Here is a 20,917-nt window from a genome sequence, read left to right as displayed (position 1 = left end):
AACTGTTATTGGATCTCATATGTAAAAATATACCACAACATATAGTTAATTTCAACTACCGATACACAAAATATTCGTTTTCTAATGACTTTTTTCTTTTATCATTTCCAAACAATTGCTAGAAAATTAATTATTAAAAAAACGCTTAAATTCTTACAAAGTAAGATTTCAAGCGTTTTCATTAAGAGGAAAATCTTTATCTTGCACCGCGCACATAAGGCTTCCCAAGGCTTTCCGGCCCATGATTCTTGTGGGCGGAGCCAAGCAGGGCTGCTAATGTAATCAGATAAGGAAGCATGGACAATGCCTGGGAAGGAAGGGGCACTCCCACCGCCTGAAGACGGATCTGCAGCGCATTGGCAGCACCGAACAAAAAAGCAGCTCCCAACATTCCAAAGGGAAGATAACGTCCTAAGATGACAGCCGCCAGAGCGATATATCCTCGTCCTGATGTCATATTTTCCGAAAAATTCCCTACCTGTACCAAGACCAGATAAGCGCCCCCAATTCCGCCCAGAATTCCGTTTAACACCATGGAGATGTATTGGTACCGGTAAACCGGTATCCCGGCTGAATCCGCGGCACGGGGACTTTCACCGATGGCGGCAAAGGAAAGCCCGGTGTTTGTCTTCTTATAAAAAAATGATACTCCCATGACCAGAAAATATATCAGATAAGTTAGAATATCCTGATTAAAAAGAGCATTGCCAATGAGAGGAATGTCGGCAAGCAACGGTATCCGCACTTTTAACAAAGGCTCGATCTGTTGGTAGGACTGTCCGCCGGACATCAGTTTATACAGGAAGCTGGTAACACCAAGTATAAAAATATTAATGGCGATCCCGCTGACCGACTGGTCCTTGGACAGCCTGACTGACAAAACTCCATGAAGCATACTGACAGCCGCTCCCCCTGCCATACCGCAAAGAAGCCCTACAAGAATGCTTCCTGAGAAAAATGTACCTGCAAAGGAGAAAAAAGCGCCGGAAAGCATGACGCCCTCCATTCCGATGTTCAGTATTCCGCACTTTTCCGATATCGTCTCCCCAAGCCCCGCATAGGCAAGAGGTACAGCCATTCGCACTGCTGCCGATAAAAAGGCAGTCAGAAAGCTGGCGGTTAAAATCTGATGCATCATCTATTTCTCCTCCTTTGCTCTCATTTTTCCAGTCAGAAGCTCCCTGCCCAGTATAAGCAGAACGATAAATCCAATGAGAAAATCTACGATCGCAGAGGGAACTCCCATCTGCCTCTGCATGGAGTTTGCCCCAACTTCCAGAGCCGCAAATAAAACAGAAACCAAAAGTACGCCGCCCGGATGGTTAAAGGCCAAAAGAGTTATGAGGATTGCCGTATAGCCGCAGCCACCTGAGATTCCTTCAAGCAGCTTCTTCTGAACTCCCAATACCTCCACAGCTCCCGCAATTCCTGCAAGGCCTCCGCTTAATACCGCTGACAGGATTATGTTCTTCACCACAGAAATGCCGCTGCATGCTGCTGCCCGTTTATTAAAGCCCACCGCTTTGAATTCATAACCTGAGGTCGTCTTTTCCATAAGAAACCATACAAATAACACGGCTCCCAGGGCTATAAAGATGCCCGTATGTACTCTGGTTGGTTTTAAGAAGCGTAAAAGCGTGACAGATGCATCTATCTTTTCAGATTGGGGAATGCTTCCCGCCGGATCCATGAGAAAGGTGCGGACTGCGATGCCCAAAAGGTTCATGGAAATATAGTTAAGCATAATGGTGCATATAATTTCTGATATTCCAAGCTTTGCCTTTAATATGGCTGCTATCAGAGCCCATAAACCGCCAAAGAGAAAGCCGCAGCCAATCGCAAGGATGATCCGAAAAACCCCGGTCACACCAGTGGCATTTAAAGCCACCCAGGCAGACGCAAGAGCTCCTATGTAGAATTGTCCCTCTGCACCGATATTAAAAAAGCCGGTCCGAAACGCCACCGAGCAGCCAAGTCCGGTGAGAATCAAAGGAGTCGCTTTTACAAACACTTCCCCGAATCCGCTCACATTGCCGAAGATTCCATTAAAAAACATCCGGCCTGCCGTAAGAGGATCGGCCCCTGATAAGATGATAAGGATGGCCGCCATTGCAATGGAAAGGAGCGCGATCTCCATGACTTCCATTGCCTTCCATTTTTTCATGTGATTCATGGCCTTCCTCCTATTTCCGTCACTCCGCCCATATAAAGTCCAATTTTAAATACATCCGCTTCTTCCCTGTTAAGAATCCCCATAATCCGACCTTCAAACATCACTGCAATCCGGTCGCTTAAGGAAAGGATCTCATCTAAATCAGCTGAAATGAGCAAAACACTTTTTCCCTGGTTCTTCTGCCTGATCAAAGTCTGATGTACAAATTCTGTTGCTCCGATGTCCAATCCTCTGGTAGGCTGGCTGGCTACAATAAGCCTGGCCTCTTTCGATATCTCACGGGATAAGATCACCTTCTGCTGATTTCCGCCGCTCATAAGCTTGACCGGCGTCCTGGCCCCGCTTTTTCCCGATGTTCGGATTCCATACTCTTCTATGGCTTCTAAAGCCCGGTTCTCCGACTTTTTATGATCCAGAATCCATTTTTTTGAAAAAGGCAGACGGTTGTAGGTGCGCAGGATCATATTTTCTGTTACCGTCATGTCTACAACCAGACTATCCATGTGACGGTCATCGGATATATAAGAGATGCCACTATGAAAACGCTCTCTCACAGACCGGCTGTCAATTGCTTTCCCGTCAAATGTGATGGTTCCCTCCGTATGCTTACGGATTCCTGTGATAACCTCGGCAAGCTCCTTTTGTCCGTTTCCTTCCACTCCGGCAATTCCAAGGATTTCCCCTTTATAAACCGTAAGACAGATATGATCCAGCGCCTTTTTGCCGGCCCGTTTTTTTGATAAAGAAACGCCTTCAAGGCTTAATGCTGCTTCCTTTGATGCCTTTTTCCTGTTTTCCGTTTTAGGGGAAAGGGGCCTGCCTATCATAAAGGCAGATAATTCCTCCGGCGTGGTATCTGATGTGACCAGATCCTTAACCGCCTTTCCATCCCTTAAAATGGTAACTCTGTCGCTGATCGCCATGATCTCACTTAAGCGATGGGTAATGATGATGATGCCATGGCCTTCAGCCTTTAACCGCCTTAACACATGAAAGAAGTTTTCTGTTTCCTGAGGAGTCAAAACTCCTGTGGGTTCATCTAAAATGAGCAGGTCCGCCTTTCGGTACAGTGCTTTTAAAATCTCCACCCTCTGCTGTTCTCCTACGGAAAGGCTATAAACCGGTTCATCAGGCTTTACAAAAAGGCCGTACTTTTCCGCCAGCAGGCAGATCTCTTCTGAGGCCTGTTTTCTGTTAAGAACCTCTTTCCTGCTGCCAGATCCCAGAATGATATTGTCAAGCACTGTCATCCGGTTTACGAGAGAAAAATGCTGATGGACCATGCCGATACCATGGCTTATGGCATCAGCTGGAGACTTAAACCGGACCGCTTCTCCTTTGTAGAAAATTTCCCCGCCATCAGACTGGTAAATGCCAAATAATATGTTCATCAGCGTAGTCTTCCCGGCTCCGTTCTCCCCAAGTAAGGCATGGATCTCCCCTTTTTCTACGGAGAGGTTGATATCCTCATTGGCATACACTCCGGAAAATGCCTTTGTAATATGTTTCATTTCCAATAATGGCATATGAATACTCCCTATCTGATCTTTGTATCACATGTTACCGTAAATTCTCCGGCTGCAATGGATAATACCTTTTTCTGAATCTCCGCCTTCACCTCATCCGGGACTTTGGCCTCCAGTTCATGGTATGATGCGATGCTCACTGCGCCTTCCTTCATGCCAAGATCATAGATTCCTCCTGCAAAGCTTCCGTCTGCCACCGTCTGAAAGGCTACTTCAATCACATGGGGGATATGGTATACAGAAGAAGAAAGAACCGTTTCCGGAGCCAGTCCATTCTGATCATAGGAATCTCCGGTTGCATAAACCTTTGCTTCCTTTGCCGCATTGATGGCTCCTGTACCGGATTCGTTGGCACAATGGCCGATGACATCAGCTCCATTGTCGATCATAGCCTGGGCAGCTTCTTTTCCCAGAGCCGTATCCGTAAAAGAACCGGTCCATGCAGTCTGGACTTCAATATCAGGTTTTACGGACTTTGCACCATCCTCAAAGCCATTCATGATTTTAACAAGGGAAGAGCCCTGAATGGGTCCTACAAAACCAATTTTATTGCTTTTTGACATTCCTGCTGCAAGCATTCCCATGATGTAACCGCCTTCTTCGCATTTGGTGACATAGGAAGCTACATTGTCAGCGGAAACCTCTCCCTCTGTTACAATGAATTTTGTATCCGGATACTGTTCTGCCACTTCAATGGCAGGATCGCCGAACTCATAGCCGTGGCCGATCACTACGTCAAAGCCATTGGCAGCATAATCGGCAAATGCAGCTTCAATGTCATCAGGAGTCAGATTTTCCGTATAGGCAGTCTCACAGCCATAATCGGATTCCAAAAGCTTTAATCCTTCATAGGCGGACTGGCACCAGCCCATGTCATTGGCCGCACCGGAAAGACAAAGTGCTACCTTCAAAGTTTTAGAGGTCTCAGATGTTTTAGAAGTCTCAGATGTATCAGAAGTATCAGCTGTTTCAGTTGTTTTAGGGGTCTCCGTTTTTGTCTCTGTGTTTTTACTGCATCCGGCTAAGGATGCGGCCGCCATGGAAGCGGTAAGAACCAGGGCTGCCAGTTTTTTTAAGTTTTTCATAATGATTCTCCTCTCTTGTTGTCGATTACGAAGTTGTTAAGGTTTCAATATCCGAATCTGCGTATGAGTGATGTAATTGGAGCTTTGGTTTTCCACAAACTGATCCAGAATGTTAAAATTAATGGTAAGGTCTTCAAATTCCAGATCCGGTCTAGCGTTCCGGATCCGCTCTATGGTAGCTGGAACCGTCTCATAAGAGCCCAGGTGATAGCCGCACAAAAAATCGCCGCCAGGAATTTTACGGATCTGATCCTTTCTTATGGTCTCCGGCAGCGGTTCGCCAGAAGGATATAAATAAGCTCCGAAATATTTCCCTTCTCCCTGATAAAAGGCAATGGTAGGATAAAAATAGAAGGAATTCTGCCGATAGATCATTTCTTCCTCACCAATGGCAAGATAGGCCCTGTCCTCAAAATGGCGGATGGTGATCTCATCCGTGCGGATATTTTCCATTTCTTCTTCAATAAAACGAAGTTTTCTCTGAATGGCCTCATCAATGGAAATCAGCTCCATCCATTGCCTGTGAAGCTCCTCTGAACGCTGCTTTAAGGAATCCAGAGCGGAACCAGCATGCTGTGTGCTCCGCTGCTTTGTAATTTCCTCCAGGGAGTATCCAAGCTTTCGCATGTAGCATATGGTTGCCAGTTCATAAATCTGGTCAAACTCGTATTTTCTCCTGCCGTTTTTTAAGTCCCGCATCCTTGGCTTAAATATGTCTATGCTGTCATAATAATACAGGGTCTGTATATTCAGCCCGAATAGTGATCCCATCTCTCCAATGGATAAAAATTCCTTCAAACCGTTTTCCTCAACTTTCTATGATCAGGCGGCTTATAAAAACGGACGGAATGCCTCGCTTGGTTTTCGTATCACTCTGGTGCAGACCGCCTCTCCCTCAGAAGCCAGCCGTCTCTCGTCCACTCCGGTGATCACACCATCTTTATAAACCACGTTTCCATTAATCATAGTGAGCCATACGTTTCCTGTCAAGCCAACCCTTGCAAGGAGATTTTTAGGATCATGGATTGCTCCTGCAAGCTCCAGAGCTTCTGCATCTACCATAAACAGATCGGCTGCCTTTTCCGGTTCAAGAGAACCAAGTTCCGGTCTTCCCAGTGTCTTTGCTCCATTTACAGTAGCGATTTTTAACATATCATAGGCAGATACACAGCCGCCCCTTTCCTTTGCATGATAAGTCTGCATCAGATAAGCCGAGCGAAGGGCATCAAGAAGATTGGAGCTGTCATTGGTCGCGGATCCGTCACAGCCAAGGCTTATAAGCACTCCTGCCTCCTCCATGGCCTTGATATCAAGAATCGGGAAACCTCCCAGCACAGCCGGCGCAGGACAATGGGAAATTCCGGTTCCTGTTTCAGCAAGCAGCCTGTATTCTTCCGGCAGCACTTCCCAGTTATGGGCATACCAGACGTCTTCTCCGATAAAGCCGATGTCCCTGCACCATTCCAGAGTGCGTTTTCCGTAGCGGGCCTTGATCCCTTCCGTCTCCCCCTCTCCTAAATGGGTGTGCATCCTAACGCCCATGCTTCTGGCTGCGGCAACGGTTTCGGTAAATGTTTCCGGCCTGCAGTTGATCGGCTGGCAGGGCGCCATGACGATCTGCTGCATGGAATAAGGATTGGGATCATGGTAGAGACGGATAAGCCTTTCGCAGTCTTTTATAAATTCATCTGTGGTCTCCAGCATATTATCTGGAATCGAGCTCCCCTCATTCCTTGGAAGCGTGTTACTGCCCCTCCCTGCATGATAACGGATTCCCATAAGATTTGCTGCTTCCATCTGCCGGTCCACCGGATCCTTGCCGGTTTTCTTCGTATAGCAGTACTGGTGGTCAAAGGCGCAGGTGCAGCCGTGCTTGATTAAATCGGCAAAAGCCGTAAGAGTGGAATAATAAATGACATCATTGTCAACGATCTGAAAAATCCGGTAGATCTTATCGATCCAGTCCATGACCGTCAGATTCGGATAATCAATGGTGATCAGATTCCTTACAAAGGTTTGAAAGAAGTGATGATGGGTGTTGATTAGTCCCGGGTATACAAATTTTCCTGATCCGTCAATGACCTGTGCTCCTTCTTCCTCTATCCCAGGGCCTATTGACACAATCTTAGGCCCTTCAATCAGGATATTGGTGTCTTTGTACACATGGTCATTTTCATCGCAGGTTATAATTGCTTTGGCATTCTTTATTAATAATTTTGAAGCCATGTTATCCCTCCATTTTCAGTACGGCTCCATGCCGTCATTTTAAATCGAGGTCATTATATATCCTATAGTTACTATAGGTTCAAGTTTGAAACGTAAATTCATTAATTAAAAAAATTTATAATCATTTTATATTTTTCTTATAAACGATCATTTCATTCTTATACGCCGCCAAAAGCCCCTCCCGATTCTTTTAAATCCAGTTCCCCAAACAGGCTGTCAACCACTGCCCTGTAATCTGCAAGATGCTGGGATTTTCTGATCTTTTTCCCGTATTTTTCGCTGCAGTCGAACATCTGGATCATATAAGCCCACAGCTCCTTCATCTTAAACAGGACATTGCGGTCCCCGGATATGATCTCTTCATATCCTTTCAGGATCTCATCATGAAAGGCTTTCAGCTGCCCCTTTTCCATTTTCTCCCCGTTTTTCATTTCTCCTGCTAGTCCGGGATTGGCCACCATTCCCCTTCCAAGCATGATATGGTCTATGGAAGGAAAAACCGTGGTAAATTCCTTATAATCTTCCGCGGAAAACAAGTTTCCGTTGTAGCACAGGGGGTTTTTGCTTAAAGAGACTGCCTCCTTCATCACCTCCCAATTGGGTTCATTCTTATAGAGATCCTTCTGGACCCTGGGATGGATGATCAGCTCCTCTATCGGATATTTGTTATAAATTTCCATGAGCCTTCCAAATTCCTCCGGGCTGTCCTTTCCGATCCTGGTCTTTACAGAAATTTTCATATCCAAGGCAGAAAAGATCTGATCAAAGAAGATTTGAAGCAGCTCAGGTTCTCCAAGAAAGCCAGATCCCCGGCCCTTAGTAACCACTGTGGGAGAAGGGCAGCCCAGATTTAAATTCACCTCTTTATACCCGAATTGTTTTAGTTCATTTGCCGCCCATATAAAATCTTCCCCCTTATTGGTGAGAATCTGAGGAATCACATGCAATCCTATATTATGCTCCGGCAAAATGTCATTTTTTTCTCTGGATGTAAATTTCCGGTTCTGGGTGGGCACAATAAAAGGAGTCACATATATATCTACCTGATCAAAAAATTTACGGTGAGCGTTACGGTAAATGTAGCCGGTGATCCCCTCCATGGGGGCAAAATAATACTTCATGTTTCAGTCTCCATTTTCTGTTATTTCTATATCGGTACATTTTACCACAATAAGCGACAAATTCATAGAAGGCCATTTACAGAATCTGCCAAAGAGTGTTATAATGTAATGCAAAATGCATTATTCTGGAGGATCGATCATGACACACTTAAAGAACTTACTGCCTGCAGCCGCCAAGGCCCTTTTACTTGCTGTTCTTATTTCTACCACCTCCTCTTCCGTCTCATGGGCAGAAGAAGAAACCGGGCCGGCCTTTGCACCTCCGGTAACCAAGACAATTACACCTGAAATAGGACCGGGCATACGAAGCAACAACTCCAACTTTATCGTAGTCCTGGATCCGGGCCACGGCAAGACAGGCGGGCATTATTCCGGATGCAACTTTGTATATAATGGAGTCACCTATTATGAAGATGAGATCACCATGAAGATCGCTTCCTATACAAAGAAGTATCTGGAACAGTTTTCCAATTATACGGTTTATTTAACAAAGGACAGTGCAGAAGTCACCGTCCCTCTGGATCAGCGGGCCGCCTTTGCCGCCTCTGTGCAGGCAGATCTTTTCGTAAGCCAGCATGTAGATTCGGCTTTGGGAAACGGTACAGTGAAAAATGCTTATGGAGTGAGCTCCATGGCCCCCAGAACCGGCCGCTATAACAACGAACTGGCCCTCCAGTCCCAGGAAGCCGCCAGTACCATCCTAAAGCAGTTAAATAGTCTGGGACTTAACAACCGGGGACTGATTCTCCGGGATTCGGAGAACGGGACCTTATTCCCCGACGGAAGCCAGGCCGATTACTATGCGATTCCCCGTTATTCCCAGATGTATGGAATCAGAGGCTTTATCATTGAACACGGCTTTTTAAACCATACCAGCGACTTGACCCTGTTTTTGTCAACAGAGGAGCAGTATAAGGCACTGGGAGAGGCGGATGCAAAAGGAATTATGGAATATCTGCAAAAAGCAGGTAAATCTACATTTATCCAGACAGCTCCGGCCACTCAAACAGCTCAGAATACCAACAGCCAGAATGAAGGGACTGTTGCTCCACCCTCTGTCTCCGAAAGCAAGGGTCCCGGTGTGAGCTAAGCATTACAGTCAATGACCTGCAAATGAAAGAAAAATGCCAATGGCAGCAAGAACTTCCTGCCCCTCATTTATGAGGGCAGGGGGTTCTTTTTAGTTGGAAAATCTTTTCCTGAAAAAATATCAAGTCCAAATAAAATAAAATTATAATTTTACCGATAATAATCCGGCAGAAATCGAATATCATCATTATTAGAGATCCATTGAAACCGAATAATCACAGACATAAGGCGCAGTGTTAAGAAAGTGTTAAAAAATAACAATCAAATCCATATTTCTTCATAATCATTGGCAAGTTTTTACCTTTTTTTAGTGAATTCATTCATTTATTTGTTGAAAATATATATTAATTGGTACTATAATGAAATCATCAAAATATAAAACTGGAGGTATGAAGTAATGGATGCAATTTATTTTGTATCAATGGGGTCATTGTTGGGGATTATCTTTGCCTGGGTCATGTTCCTTCGTGTTAAAAAACAACCAGAGGGCACCTTAGAAATGGCCCGGATCTCTGAAGCTGTGAGAAAAGGGGCAAATGCCTACTTGAAACGTCAATATTCAGGGGTTGCCATATTTTTCATTGCTGTTTTTTGTATTTTACTTATTATGGCATTTAACGGTTTCCTAAGCTTTTTTACCCCGTTTGCATTTTTAACGGGTGGTTTTTTCTCAGGTCTTTCCGGCTTCATAGGTATGCGCACTGCAACTATGGCCAACTGCAGAACTGCAGAAGGAGCTTCAAAAAGCTTGAACAAAGGACTCCAGGTGGCATTCTCAGCCGGTTCCGTTATGGGCTTTACGGTAGTCGGACTTGGTCTTCTGGATCTTTCTATTTGGTATTTTATTTTAAACGCAGCATTTCAACATCTTCCGGTCGAACAGCGCATTGCGGAAATCACAGCGAATATGCTGACCTTTGGAATGGGTGCTTCCAGTATGGCCCTCTTTGCCAGGGTTGGCGGCGGTATCTTTACCAAGGCAGCAGATGTGGGGGCAGATCTTGTCGGTAAGGTAGAAGCCGGTATTCCAGAAGATGATCCGCGTAATCCGGCTGTTATAGCCGATAATGTAGGTGATAATGTAGGTGACGTAGCCGGAATGGGCGCTGATCTCTACGAATCCTATGTAGGTTCTATTGTATCAACAGCAGCTCTTGCTGTTGCCGCAGGATACGGAATCAAGGGCGTGTCCATACCGATGCTGCTGGCAGCACTGGGTGTTATCGCTTCCGTTATTGGTACCTTTTTTGTCAAGACAGAGGAAGGTGCCTCTCAGAAGAACCTTCTAAAAGCACTTAGAACTGGTACTTATATTAGTGCGGCAATTATTGTTGTTGCAGCGTTTTTTATAATAAAGCTGATGCTTCCCGATCATATGGGACTTTATGCAGCCGTTCTTTCAGGACTAATTGCAGGTGTTTTAATCGGAGCCATTACAGAATATTACACATCAGATACCTATAGCCCAACTAAAAAAATAGCAGAGTCCAGTGAAACCGGAGCCGCAACCGTCATCATCAGCGGATTATCCCTTGGCATGCTTTCTACTGTCGCACCGGTCATCATCGTAAGTATTTCTGTCCTTGTAAGCTACTATTGTTCCGGAGGTGCCAGTGATTTTAACCTCGGACTTTATGGAATCGGTTTATCTGCAGTCGGTATGTTATCCACTTTGGGTATTACACTGGCTACGGATGCTTACGGACCGATCGCTGATAATGCCGGCGGCATTGCTGAGATGACACATATGGATGCTTCCGTAAGACAGAGAACAGACGCTCTGGACTCCCTTGGCAATACCACTGCTGCAACAGGAAAAGGATTTGCCATCGGTTCTGCTGCCCTAACCGCTCTTGCCCTGATTGCTTCTTATGTTGATAAAGTACATCAGATCCAACCGGATCTAAACCTGGATTTAACCATAACCAATCCAAAAGTGCTTGTAGGGTTGTTTATAGGCGGTGTATTACCTTTCTTATTCGCAGCTCTCACCATGGAGGCCGTAGGCAAAGCCGCACAATCCATCGTATTGGAAGTCCGCCGTCAATTTAAGACCATAGCCGGAATTATGGAAGGAAAAGCGGAACCGGATTATGCTTCCTGTGTTGATATGTGTACAAAATCGGCACAAAAACTAATGATTGCACCAGCTCTGATAGCCGTTGTTATTCCCATTGTCATTGGCTTATTATTAGGGCCGGAAGGCGTATGTGCTCTTCTTGCTGGCAATACCGTTACAGGGTTTGTTCTTGCTGTCATGATGGCTAACTCCGGAGGCGCATGGGATAATGCAAAGAAATATATTGAACAGGGCGCACATGGCGGAAAGGGGAGTGACCAGCATAAAGCTGCAGTTGTAGGCGATACGGTAGGTGATCCATTTAAGGATACTTCCGGACCATCGATCAACATTCTCATAAAGCTTACTTCCATGGTTTCCATTGTATTTGCATCACTTGTTCTGGCTTTCCATTTATTATAATAGTTACACACTGATCCGCAAAAAATAAAAAACCTTCAAGCCCGGCAGATCATCTGCCGATAGCTTGAAGGTTTTATTTGCTGGCCAAACGGCTGCAATCTTACTCTTCAACAAACATGTCCTTACCAACTCCGCAAACTGGGCATACCCAATCTTCGGGTAAATCTTCAAATGCAGTACCTGGCTCAATACCAGAGTCTGGATCACCGATTTCAGGATCGTACACATATCCGCATGGCTCACAAACATACTTTCCCATCCCTATCACCTCCTTTAACTTCACTGTGCTTTCTTTATAGCATATTATACCATTTTTATCAATAGATTTATTTCACATGTCCTATTTTTATTTCTCCGAAGACCCTGTTATTTATAAAAAATCTTCTCTCATAGGTGTAAAAATATCTACCAAAATCCCCTTTTCAAGGCAAACGCATCCGTGTACGATGCCATCCTGCTTTAAAAGAGTATCTCCTGCCTCTACGACATTCTTTTCATCACCAATGGTGAACTCAAACTTTCCGCTGGCAACATAGGTAATCTGGGTATGGGGGTGGCTGTGGAGGTTTCCAATAGCCCCCTTCTCAAACTGGTTTTCCACACACATCATTCCATCACAGTATGCCAGAACCTTTCTGACAACGCCTTCGGAAGCCTGAACACCTTCTATATCCTTATTAAATACCCACATCTGATCTTTCTCTGGCTTTTTCATCATGTCTTCTCCTCGCTCCTTTCATTCTATAAGCCTAACTCCAATTCTTCCACACCTCCGGCCGGTATCCAACCGTAGCCAGCCTTCCGTTTCTGACAATGGGAGTTTTCAGTACCTTCTGGTTCTCTAAGACCTTTTCATCTTTATCCTCACCGGCAATGTATCTGATAAGCGCAAGGGCTTCCTGATCCTTGCAAGTTTCATCAAGCATCGCGTCCAGTCCTCCTACCGCCTGCTTGACCCCATTGTACTCGCCTTTGCTCAGCCCTTTTTCTTTCATATCAATAAACTGATATTTGATTCCGCGTTCCTTAAAATAGCGTTGTGCCTTCTTGGTCTCAAAACATTTTCCGGTTCCAAAAATTTGTATGTTCACGGGCCTTGTCCACCTTTCTGGTACTTTCTTTCTGACAGGCCCATTATAACACAGGGAACCCCTGGTTTCAATAACCAGGGGTTCCCCATTTTATAGTATTATTTTACATACCGCTGCAGTGTCTTTCTCACTGCTCCTGGACCTTCTAGCATTTCATAAAGCATGGTTTCAATTTTTCCGGAAAGTCCTGCTTTAACCAAATCAGTTCCAAAAAGAACAGGATTGGACAGGATCTCTTCAAGTCCCTCTTTTCCTTCAGGCTTTTCTCCCAGCCTGATTCCCTTTAACTGTTCTTTTAATTCTGAAAGCATGGGATCACTGCTGATCTCCATGGCATTTCCCTCATCATCCACACCCAGGAGATAACGGAGCCAGCTGGCAATCGCCAGCGGAATTGCGGTTAAGGTCTGCACATCCAGATTTTCATCTGCCAGATAAGCCTTTATGGTCTCTCCAAAACGGATGGGGATCTTCTGGCTGGTATCGGTTGCAATTCTCTGCGGGGCATCGGGAATAAATGGATTTGGCAGACGGTATTCAATAACCTCTTTGATAAAATCCTCAGGGCTTAAGATTCCCGGATCTGTAACCACCGGAAGGCCTTCTTTGTAGCCGATCCGCTCGACAAGGGCTGTTAAGTCCTCATCTCTCATCTCTGCAGCAATGCTGTTATATCCCAACAGACACCCGTATACTGCCAGTGCTGTGTGCAGAGGATTTAAGCAGGTGGTAACCTTCATACGCTCTGTCTTATTTACCGTATCCCGGTCTGTCATGTATACCCCAGCCTTATGAAGTGCCGGACGTCCGTTTGGAAAGCGGTCTTCTACCACTAAATACTGAGGAATTTCAGCATTGACAAATGGGGCAATATATGTGTTTTTGCTGGTGATGATGGGCGCCATATCTTCGATTCCATCTTCCTCCAGTAATTTTTGCACCACTTCAGCTGGCCGCGGAGTGATCTTATCGATCATGGACCAGGGGAAGGAAACCTTGTTTTCATCCTGAACCCAGGAAAGGAAACTCTCGGAAGCATAACCCTTCTTTGTCCATGCTTCAGCGATGGATACGATGCTGTCTCTTAATTTTTCTCCGTTATGGCTGCAATTGTCCATGCTGACCAGTGCCAAAGGTGAACCTCCTGCAAGATACCGTTTAAGAAGAAGGGCTGTCACCACGCTCATAGCATGGGTGGCTTTTTCCGGACCATCTTCCATATCCTTTTCCACAACAGGAAAAAGCTCTCCGCGGAAATTGGCTAGGGCATATCCTTTTTCAGTGATGGTAAAGCTTACCATCTGAAGAGAAGGGTTCTCAAACGTCTGCACCAGATATCCGAAATCTGTTTCATTGCTCACATCAGCTTTTACGCCCCTGGCAACGCTTGCCACTACCTCCCGGTCCATGGTTCCGTCCGGTTTTAAACTGACCATCATGGTCATATTATCAAAGGGGGTATATATTTTATCAATAATATCATAATCAAAGGTATCTGTCGCGATGATTCCGCTTTCCTCAAGACCTTCGTTTAGCAGGCTTTGCTGCAAGACTGCGATGAATCCCCGGAAAATATTCCCTGCTCCAAAATGAATCCATTTCGGCGACTTATCCGTGGTCGACCTCATTTTTTCCCAGTCAAATTCCGGCAGCTTTACAGAAGCCTTTTCCCAGGCTTCCCGGTTTGTTAAACAGGACCGATTCAGTTTCATAAATCCATGCCTCCTATTTTCTTTTTTTATGGGTTTTATCAATGGCTTCCCAAAGACCTAACAGGTAATTTGCTCCAATGGCCCGGTCATACAGACCATATCCAGGACGAGCCTGTTCTCCCCAGATCATGCGGCCGTGATCTGGACGGATATATCCTTCAAAGCCAGATTCATACAAAGCCTCTACGATGGCAAACATATCTAAATCCCCGCAGGAAGAAAGATGAGCCGCTTCATCAAAATCCTTATCCGAAATATGGTGCACATTCCTGATGTGGGCAAAATGAATCCGCTTCCTGTTTCCAAACTCCCGCATCATGGCTGGAATGTCATTGCTTAAATCGCTTCCCAGACTGCCGGTGCATAAGGTCAATCCATTATAGGGATTGCTGTTTAAATCAAGAAATGTCCGGATATTTTCCGCATTGGTAATGACCTTTGGAAGTCCATAAAGAGGCCATGGCGGATCATCTGGATGAATTGCCATCTTAATGTCATACTTCTCCGCATAAGGAACTACCGCATCCAGGAAATATTTCATATTATTCCAATATTGCTCCCGTGTCATGGACTGATAAAACTCAATGTCCTGAGCCATGGCATAAAGCCGCTCCGGCTCCCAGCCTGGAAGAGAATATCCTCTGGCTTTTCCCTCCATGGCCTTTGCCATCTTTTCCGGATTCATCTGTAAAACCTCATCATGGCGGTAAGCCATAACATAGCTTCCGTCGTCTGTCTGATAAGCAAGATCACTACGTGCCCAGTCCATCACAGGCATAAAATTATAGCAGAGACACTTGACCCCAACAAGGCTTAAATGCTCCAGGGTCTTTATATAAGCATCAATATACTCGTCCCTGGTAGAAAGGCCTTTCTTTATGTCTTCATGGATATTGACGCTTTCGATTACCTCCATCTCAAGACCGGCCTCATTGATCTCCTTTTTCAGGGCTTTTAAGGTCTCCAGGGGCCATACTTGTCCCACAGGAACCTTAGGCAGGCAGGTGCCCACACCGGAAACCCCCGGTGTCTGGCGGATCTGGCCAAGGGTCACGCTGTCATCCCCAAAGGGAAACCAACGCATAATCATTTTCATGTTTGAATACCTCCGTTTCCTTACTTCTTATTCCTATCCAAATGCAATTGTTTGTGACTATTAAGTCCTGACATAAGTATATATCTAGTATACTAGTAGTTCAATCAGCACATTTCATAAATATCTTCTTTTTTTTTGTTTATAATGTATAAGTCAATCGTTCTCAATTGCCTGACATCAGATCACAAAAAAGCGGTAATAAGAGAAAGAGGCTTTCCTTCTCTTATTACCGCTTATATTATATTTAAATCATAAAGCCAACATCACAGAAAATACTCCGAATATTCCTTTCGCAAGGCTTCTTCATCGATTTTATATCTGGATAAATGCTTTTCCATCAATCCTTTTGCTTTGCTTCCATCCTTTGCAGCAATGGCTTCCACAATGGCCTGATGGTCGGAAATTGTCTTTAGATCCTTTACTGCAATCAGAGACATGCTGCGTATCCTGTCAAAGTGAATGGTAATGCTGTCCATGAGCTGATAAACCTGGTCCTTGCCGGTTATGTGAAACAGCAGCCGGTGAAATTCATCATCCAGCTTAAGAAGCCGCTCCGGAGAACGATTTTCCAGATAAAACTCCTGAAGCTTCACATTCTCTCTCAACCCCATGACTGCTTCTTCCCCAGCCGTCTTACAAGCCAGTTCCACAACTGCGCATTCCAGGACATTGCGCATAAAAATCGCCTCTTCCACCAGCTTATAATCGATCAAAGCCACTGCGCTTCCCTTTTGAGGATAAATTTCCACGATTTTCACCTTTGACAGCTCAATCAGTGCTTCTCTCACCGGAGTCCGGGATAAATTCATCTCTGAGGACAATTCATTCTCGCTCAGCATACTCCCGGGAACCAGATCAAGATGTATGATATTATCCTTTAACATCCGGAGTGCATATTCCCTTCCTGTCTCTTTGGAATACCGTTCTGTCAGCCGCATATCATGACCTCTTTTCTCAAATTCTGTTCATACTTAGAATAAGCGAAAATAATCTCATTGTCAAGCACTAGTATACAAGTGCGCTGTTTCCAGAAACACCGGCCTCCGGACAATCCTAATATCTCATAGGGATGATTTCCAGATATTCCTTAACCGTAGCACCTGCCAGGAACATATCTATGATCTGCTTTCCTAACGGATTTAAATCATCGGTATAATATTTCATCAGCTCCTGTTTAAAGAAGTCTGTCAGGATTTTTGCTCCGTCGTCATATCCCTGAATGCCTACTTCCTGCTGGGTTTCCGGCCTTAAAAATGCTCTCCTGATGTACTGTCCGTCAATTTTTAAGGAATCAAGGCCAAAGCCAAGAAGCGGACAGCGGGCTTCCACAAGATGCTCCGGTTTAAACTTGGCGCTGCCTCGGCGGGCAATATACTCTCTGGCAACCCACTGGGGCATAAAGCTCACCTCATATGCACCGATGTGCTGGTTGGGGATCAGGACATACCGGGTGTTGGTTGAATTTAAAATCTGGTCAAGCAAAAGGTTTGCCTGGGTCACCTTTTTACCGGTTGCAAAAGGCCAGTAGGATCCTACTCCTTCGCTGGTCATTTCCAGGGAATCGATAATACTTGGATTATTGAATCCTCTTGGGGCTACAAGACGCCATAACCAGGCCAGTGCCGGAGGCAGTATGTGGAGGATACCAAGAATTCCATATGTCGGGTTTTCCTTCGTACATGCCGGGGTCCGTACGCCAAAGCTTCTCACGTCTACTTCCACAGGTGTATCAATGGCTTTGGGAACCAGTCTTCTTGGCAAAACAACACGGGGGTTGGGGCAGGGCTTTCCGTTTTGATCCAGGGTATGTTCCCAAGCCAGACAGGTGGCACCAGGTACTGCCTGCATGTTTAAGAAGATAAGGGGCTCTTCCGGCTGAATCAGTATTTTCTCATATTGGGGAGAGGAACCATAACACTTGATGTTATCAAGGCGCAAGAACCATGCGGATTCCGCATCCTTAACCACCAGCTTTTTGCTGTCATTCTGGATCTTGGGGTGGCATAATGCCATGTCATCTGTCACCGGTATCAGATCACAGGTTTCACTTAATACCAGATAGTTCTTTTCACCTGTAACCGTATTTCTTCCTAATATAGCTCTTCCATCCATTTCCTTATGAATGTCTTCGATCATTTCACTTTTTCCGCCGCCGGAAGCACCTTCGTGCATGATGACGATCTCATTGTCATAAGGAGTGATTACTTTTACCGTAGATGCATGTGCCGTTACCCAGCCTTCTTCTTCTCCAATATTGAGAAGAACTCCGTAGATGCCCTTTTTGGCACTTGGGCCGGGATATAAATTATAGGAATAAACTTCATGAATTTCATCCAGACGGTTATGAACCACGATCTGCTTACCGTCAAAATGGGTATGCCGAAACGGAGGAGCCAGAAATACAACCGCTATTGGATTAAAATCAGAAGAAATCTCGTCAATATTTAAAAATCCCTGCAGATCTGCAAGTCCGGCAGCGAAAAATCCGGCGTTTAAGGGGGCGATCAGGATTGAATCATATCCATACTCAAGTCCGCCTGACTTAAATGGGAAAAAAATCAGCTCCTGCTTTTTCAGCCAGTCAAAGGTTTCCGTTCTCAGGGTTTTAAAATCAGACTGATAAACCTCCTCGTATCTCGGTTTATCTGTTGGTTTATTATCCGCAATCAACAGACAGTCAGGATCACGTCTTCTCATGTAATCGTCCGTATAATTGACTACGACTCCGTTTTTACATTTCGTAGCAGTAGCTTCCAATACCTTGCCTTTTCCTTCTACTTCATATTCAATGTAAAACTCGGTATTTTCGGAATTCCCCATTGCCAGTGTCAGTAAATCTTCCCTGGTCTTTGGAATAACAACACCTTTTGACTCAGTCAATATATCCATTACATACTCGGGTAAATTCATATCACGTAAACATTCCAGCATATTTTCCTCCGTTCCTGCGCAAGCCCTTATGCACATCTGAAGTTCGCGCCAAACATGGGGCAGGCGCAAACCATGTAGTTATAATGATCTTCTTCAACCTCTGTTTCCCAATTTTATTAAGTATTACATAGTTTCTATTTTAATATTCCAGGCATGTGATTGTTCTGTTATTTTTCCAAATGCCCTTTTCAAAATCATGCCGAATACCTTCTTATTTCGTGTTAAAGTATTCTCCTATTCATTCATCGCCTCCTCCCTCGATATATATAAAGCCGATATCCAGTTCATGGATATCGGCTTACTTACAACTTAGAATTAATTCTACTTTGTGACGTCTTCCGGTGTTATTTAGCTGTATATAGCTCTTCCAAATTTCTATCAACCGTAATAACAATGATCTTTTCACCTGTTTTCGTGCTGATATCCGAGTGAGTGCTGATAATGGACACATCCATAACATCTGTTAATATTTTCTCCAGATATTCTCTTCCGCCCTCGAACAGGGAAGTCCGGACTTTCTTAAGCAGCTCAATACCCTGTGTGCTTTCCGTCAGTTTCTTCTCTGAAGGGCTTAAGAATCCTATTAACCTGACTATGATCATATCATTTAATACATAGGTACGGATCGTCTTTGGACCCCTTCCCATATATTCAACTTCAAATTTACTGACAACTTCACTGATTTTAGCTTCCAGCTGACCTTTTGTCATATTACATCACCTGTCAGATACAATATCATGAAAACCTGGGCCTGTCAATGATTTTTTAACCTCATCAAGCAAGCCCCCGAAAGCCCCTTTTTGACAAACTGAGGTAGCAGCTATGCCCGGCATCATTTTTATTATGGATTTTTGATATTATTTATGATAGAATATATAAAATTACTTCTCGGCAATATTGATACCAAACGTAAACCGGGATATAAAGGAGAATAAAAATGCTACTCTGTATTGGCACTGCTCCGTGCAAAGTCTGAAACGGACGAAACTGCACGGAGTAGATTGAATTCGTCCGTTGGACTTTGCACTTTCAATAAATCATAAAGATTTTATTTGAAAAAGGAGCAAAGTCATGTTAAAAAATTTAAAAACAAACATCGGGGAACTTCGTAATTTCCTGATTTTATGGATCACACAGTCATTTTCGGCCTTGGGCAGTGCAATGACCAACTTCGCGCTGGTGATCTGGTCTTATCAGCAGCAGGGGTCGGCTCTCACCACCTCGTTATTGGCCATCTGTTCCTATGCACCCTATGTCCTTTTAAGCATTTTTGCAGGTGCACTGAGTGACCGGTGGAACAAAAAGGCTACGATGCTGCTCAGTGACAGCTTTGCGGCATTGTGTACTGTTTCGGTGCTTATTCTGATGACAACTGGTAAACTCCAGATTTGGCATCTGTATTTAATCAACACCTTGAATGGATTGATGAACACGGTACAGCAGCCTGCATCGGATGTGGCCATCAGCCTGTTGGCCCCGCAAAAGCATTACCAGAAGGTAAGCGGGATGCGTTCCTTATCCAATTCGTTGGTTACCGTACTGACGCCTATGTTGGCTTCCGCCCTGCTTTCTTTTGGAAGCATCCGTCTTGTCATCCTGTTCGATTTAATTACATTTTCCATAGCGTTCCTATCGCTGTTATGCTTTGTTAAAATCCCGCAGGCCACAGAGGGCCGAGGCCTGGAGAGGGAAACGGTATTGCAGTCTGCCAAAAGCGGCTTGCGGTATCTTAAAGATAACCGGGGAATTCTGGATCTGATTCTGTTTTTGGCTGTTATCAATTTTACTGCTTCTATCTTCAATGCCGCCCTGCCCGCTATGGTACTGTCGCGTGCCGGCGGCGGAGAACTGGCCCTTGGCATGATCAACACTGTTACAGGAATTGCAACAATGGTTGGAAGCATTTTGGTTTCTATGCTGCCTCCGCCAAAAAGCCGGGTTCGAGTGATTTGTAATTGCCTGCTTTTTTCCATGAGTACTGAGAACTTTATCCTTGCTTTTGGCAGGAGTACTCCTGTATGGTGTTTTGGCGCAGTCCTTGGCTGGATCTTTATTCCTGTTATGAACGCCAACATGGATGTTCTTTTCCGCACAATGATCCCTATTGAAATGCAGGGCCGCGTCTATTCAGCAAGGAATACCTTACAGTTTTTCACCATTCCCCTGGGATATCTATGCGGCGGTATTTTGGTAGACCGGGTGTTTGAACCGTTTATGGCAGGGCAGACGGCGGGCAGTCTGTGGACCGCACTGTTTGGGACAGGAAAAGGCTCCGGCGCGGCGATGTTATTTTTTGTGATCGGGTTATTGGGTGCATTATCATGTCTGCCCTTTAGGGCGGACAGAAATATTTGGAAACTGGAGGAATAGTTATAATAAATAAAA

The 20,917-nt window shown here is 44.8% G+C and carries 18 protein-coding genes; 3 read left to right on the top strand and 15 right to left on the bottom strand.

Annotated features, from left to right (window positions below; translation table 11 throughout):
• Window positions 1–196: 196 nt before the first annotated feature.
• From BMW45_RS20780 to BMW45_RS20750, 7 genes are all read right to left on the bottom strand, one after another.
• Window positions 197–1,138: an ABC transporter permease gene (locus tag BMW45_RS20780; protein ID WP_025232528.1), complete on the bottom strand. Its 942-nt coding sequence runs from the start codon at window positions 1,136–1,138 to the stop codon at window positions 197–199.
• Window positions 1,139–2,173: an ABC transporter permease gene (locus BMW45_RS20775; RefSeq protein ID WP_092248455.1), complete on the bottom strand. Its 1,035-nt coding sequence runs from the start codon at window positions 2,171–2,173 to the stop codon at window positions 1,139–1,141.
• Window positions 2,170–3,699, bottom strand: a complete 1,530-nt coding sequence (locus tag BMW45_RS20770) for an ABC transporter ATP-binding protein (RefSeq protein WP_092248452.1) — start codon at window positions 3,697–3,699, stop codon at window positions 2,170–2,172. The genes BMW45_RS20775 and BMW45_RS20770 overlap by 4 nt, the downstream gene beginning before the upstream one ends.
• A gap of 11 nt (window positions 3,700–3,710) precedes the next feature.
• Window positions 3,711–4,784 (bottom strand): BMP family protein, encoded by a 1,074-nt coding sequence (locus BMW45_RS20765; protein ID WP_092248449.1) that lies wholly within the window; start codon window positions 4,782–4,784, stop codon window positions 3,711–3,713.
• A gap of 36 nt (window positions 4,785–4,820) precedes the next feature.
• Entirely contained in the window at window positions 4,821–5,582 is a 762-nt protein-coding gene (locus BMW45_RS20760) for a MerR family transcriptional regulator (protein ID WP_025232524.1), read from the bottom strand.
• Window positions 5,583–5,615: 33 nt separating this feature from the next.
• Window positions 5,616–7,010 carry an amidohydrolase gene (locus BMW45_RS20755; RefSeq protein ID WP_092248445.1) on the bottom strand — a complete coding sequence of 465 codons (1,395 nt, stop codon included), beginning with the start codon at window positions 7,008–7,010 and terminating at the stop codon, window positions 5,616–5,618.
• Window positions 7,011–7,168: 158 nt separating this feature from the next.
• Window positions 7,169–8,131 carry a tRNA dihydrouridine synthase gene (locus BMW45_RS20750; protein WP_092248443.1) on the bottom strand — a complete coding sequence of 321 codons (963 nt, stop codon included), beginning with the start codon at window positions 8,129–8,131 and terminating at the stop codon, window positions 7,169–7,171.
• A gap of 139 nt (window positions 8,132–8,270) precedes the next feature.
• Here BMW45_RS20750 and BMW45_RS20745 point away from each other — a divergent pair, with 139 nt between their 5' ends.
• The gene (locus tag BMW45_RS20745) at window positions 8,271–9,221 is read left to right on the top strand and encodes an N-acetylmuramoyl-L-alanine amidase family protein (RefSeq protein WP_166433434.1); all 951 of its coding nucleotides are present in this window, start codon (window positions 8,271–8,273) and stop codon (window positions 9,219–9,221) included.
• A 396-nt stretch (window positions 9,222–9,617) separates the two neighbouring features.
• Window positions 9,618–11,702 carry a sodium-translocating pyrophosphatase gene (locus tag BMW45_RS20740; protein ID WP_092248438.1) on the top strand — a complete coding sequence of 695 codons (2,085 nt, stop codon included), beginning with the start codon at window positions 9,618–9,620 and terminating at the stop codon, window positions 11,700–11,702.
• 100 nt (window positions 11,703–11,802) lie between these two features.
• On the opposite strand, the gene rd is transcribed toward BMW45_RS20740, so the two are convergent.
• From rd to BMW45_RS20700, 8 genes are all read right to left on the bottom strand, one after another.
• On the bottom strand, window positions 11,803–11,961 hold the full coding sequence (gene rd, locus BMW45_RS20735; RefSeq protein ID WP_013272313.1) for a rubredoxin: 159 nt from the start codon (window positions 11,959–11,961) through the stop codon (window positions 11,803–11,805).
• A 111-nt stretch (window positions 11,962–12,072) separates the two neighbouring features.
• Window positions 12,073–12,417, bottom strand: coding sequence for a cupin domain-containing protein (locus BMW45_RS20730; RefSeq protein WP_092248435.1), 345 nt, complete (start codon window positions 12,415–12,417; stop codon window positions 12,073–12,075).
• A gap of 34 nt (window positions 12,418–12,451) precedes the next feature.
• Window positions 12,452–12,793 carry an arsenate reductase family protein gene (locus BMW45_RS20725; RefSeq protein ID WP_092248432.1) on the bottom strand — a complete coding sequence of 114 codons (342 nt, stop codon included), beginning with the start codon at window positions 12,791–12,793 and terminating at the stop codon, window positions 12,452–12,454.
• A 98-nt stretch (window positions 12,794–12,891) separates the two neighbouring features.
• The gene (locus BMW45_RS20720; RefSeq protein WP_092248429.1) at window positions 12,892–14,505 is read right to left on the bottom strand and encodes a mannitol dehydrogenase family protein; all 1,614 of its coding nucleotides are present in this window, start codon (window positions 14,503–14,505) and stop codon (window positions 12,892–12,894) included.
• 13 nt (window positions 14,506–14,518) lie between these two features.
• On the bottom strand, window positions 14,519–15,601 hold the full coding sequence (uxuA, locus tag BMW45_RS20715; protein ID WP_092248426.1) for a mannonate dehydratase: 1,083 nt from the start codon (window positions 15,599–15,601) through the stop codon (window positions 14,519–14,521).
• Window positions 15,602–15,864: 263 nt separating this feature from the next.
• Window positions 15,865–16,539, bottom strand: a complete 675-nt coding sequence (locus tag BMW45_RS20710) for a GntR family transcriptional regulator (RefSeq protein ID WP_025232514.1) — start codon at window positions 16,537–16,539, stop codon at window positions 15,865–15,867.
• 115 nt (window positions 16,540–16,654) lie between these two features.
• On the bottom strand, window positions 16,655–18,532 hold the full coding sequence (locus BMW45_RS20705; protein WP_092248423.1) for a DUF4914 family protein: 1,878 nt from the start codon (window positions 18,530–18,532) through the stop codon (window positions 16,655–16,657).
• 344 nt (window positions 18,533–18,876) lie between these two features.
• Window positions 18,877–19,242, bottom strand: coding sequence for a Na-translocating system protein MpsC family protein (locus BMW45_RS20700; protein ID WP_092248420.1), 366 nt, complete (start codon window positions 19,240–19,242; stop codon window positions 18,877–18,879).
• Window positions 19,243–19,603: 361 nt separating this feature from the next.
• Here BMW45_RS20700 and BMW45_RS20695 point away from each other — a divergent pair, with 361 nt between their 5' ends.
• Complete coding sequence (locus BMW45_RS20695) at window positions 19,604–20,902, top strand: MFS transporter (protein ID WP_092248417.1); 1,299 nt, start codon at window positions 19,604–19,606, stop codon at window positions 20,900–20,902.
• Window positions 20,903–20,917 lie beyond the last annotated feature (15 nt).

The sequence above is a fragment of the Lacrimispora sphenoides genome, assembly GCF_900105215.1.
Classification (GTDB): domain Bacteria; phylum Bacillota; class Clostridia; order Lachnospirales; family Lachnospiraceae; genus Lacrimispora; species Lacrimispora sphenoides_A.
Note: the sequence above shows the minus strand (reverse complement) of the source record. Positions and strands in the feature narration are given on the sequence as shown.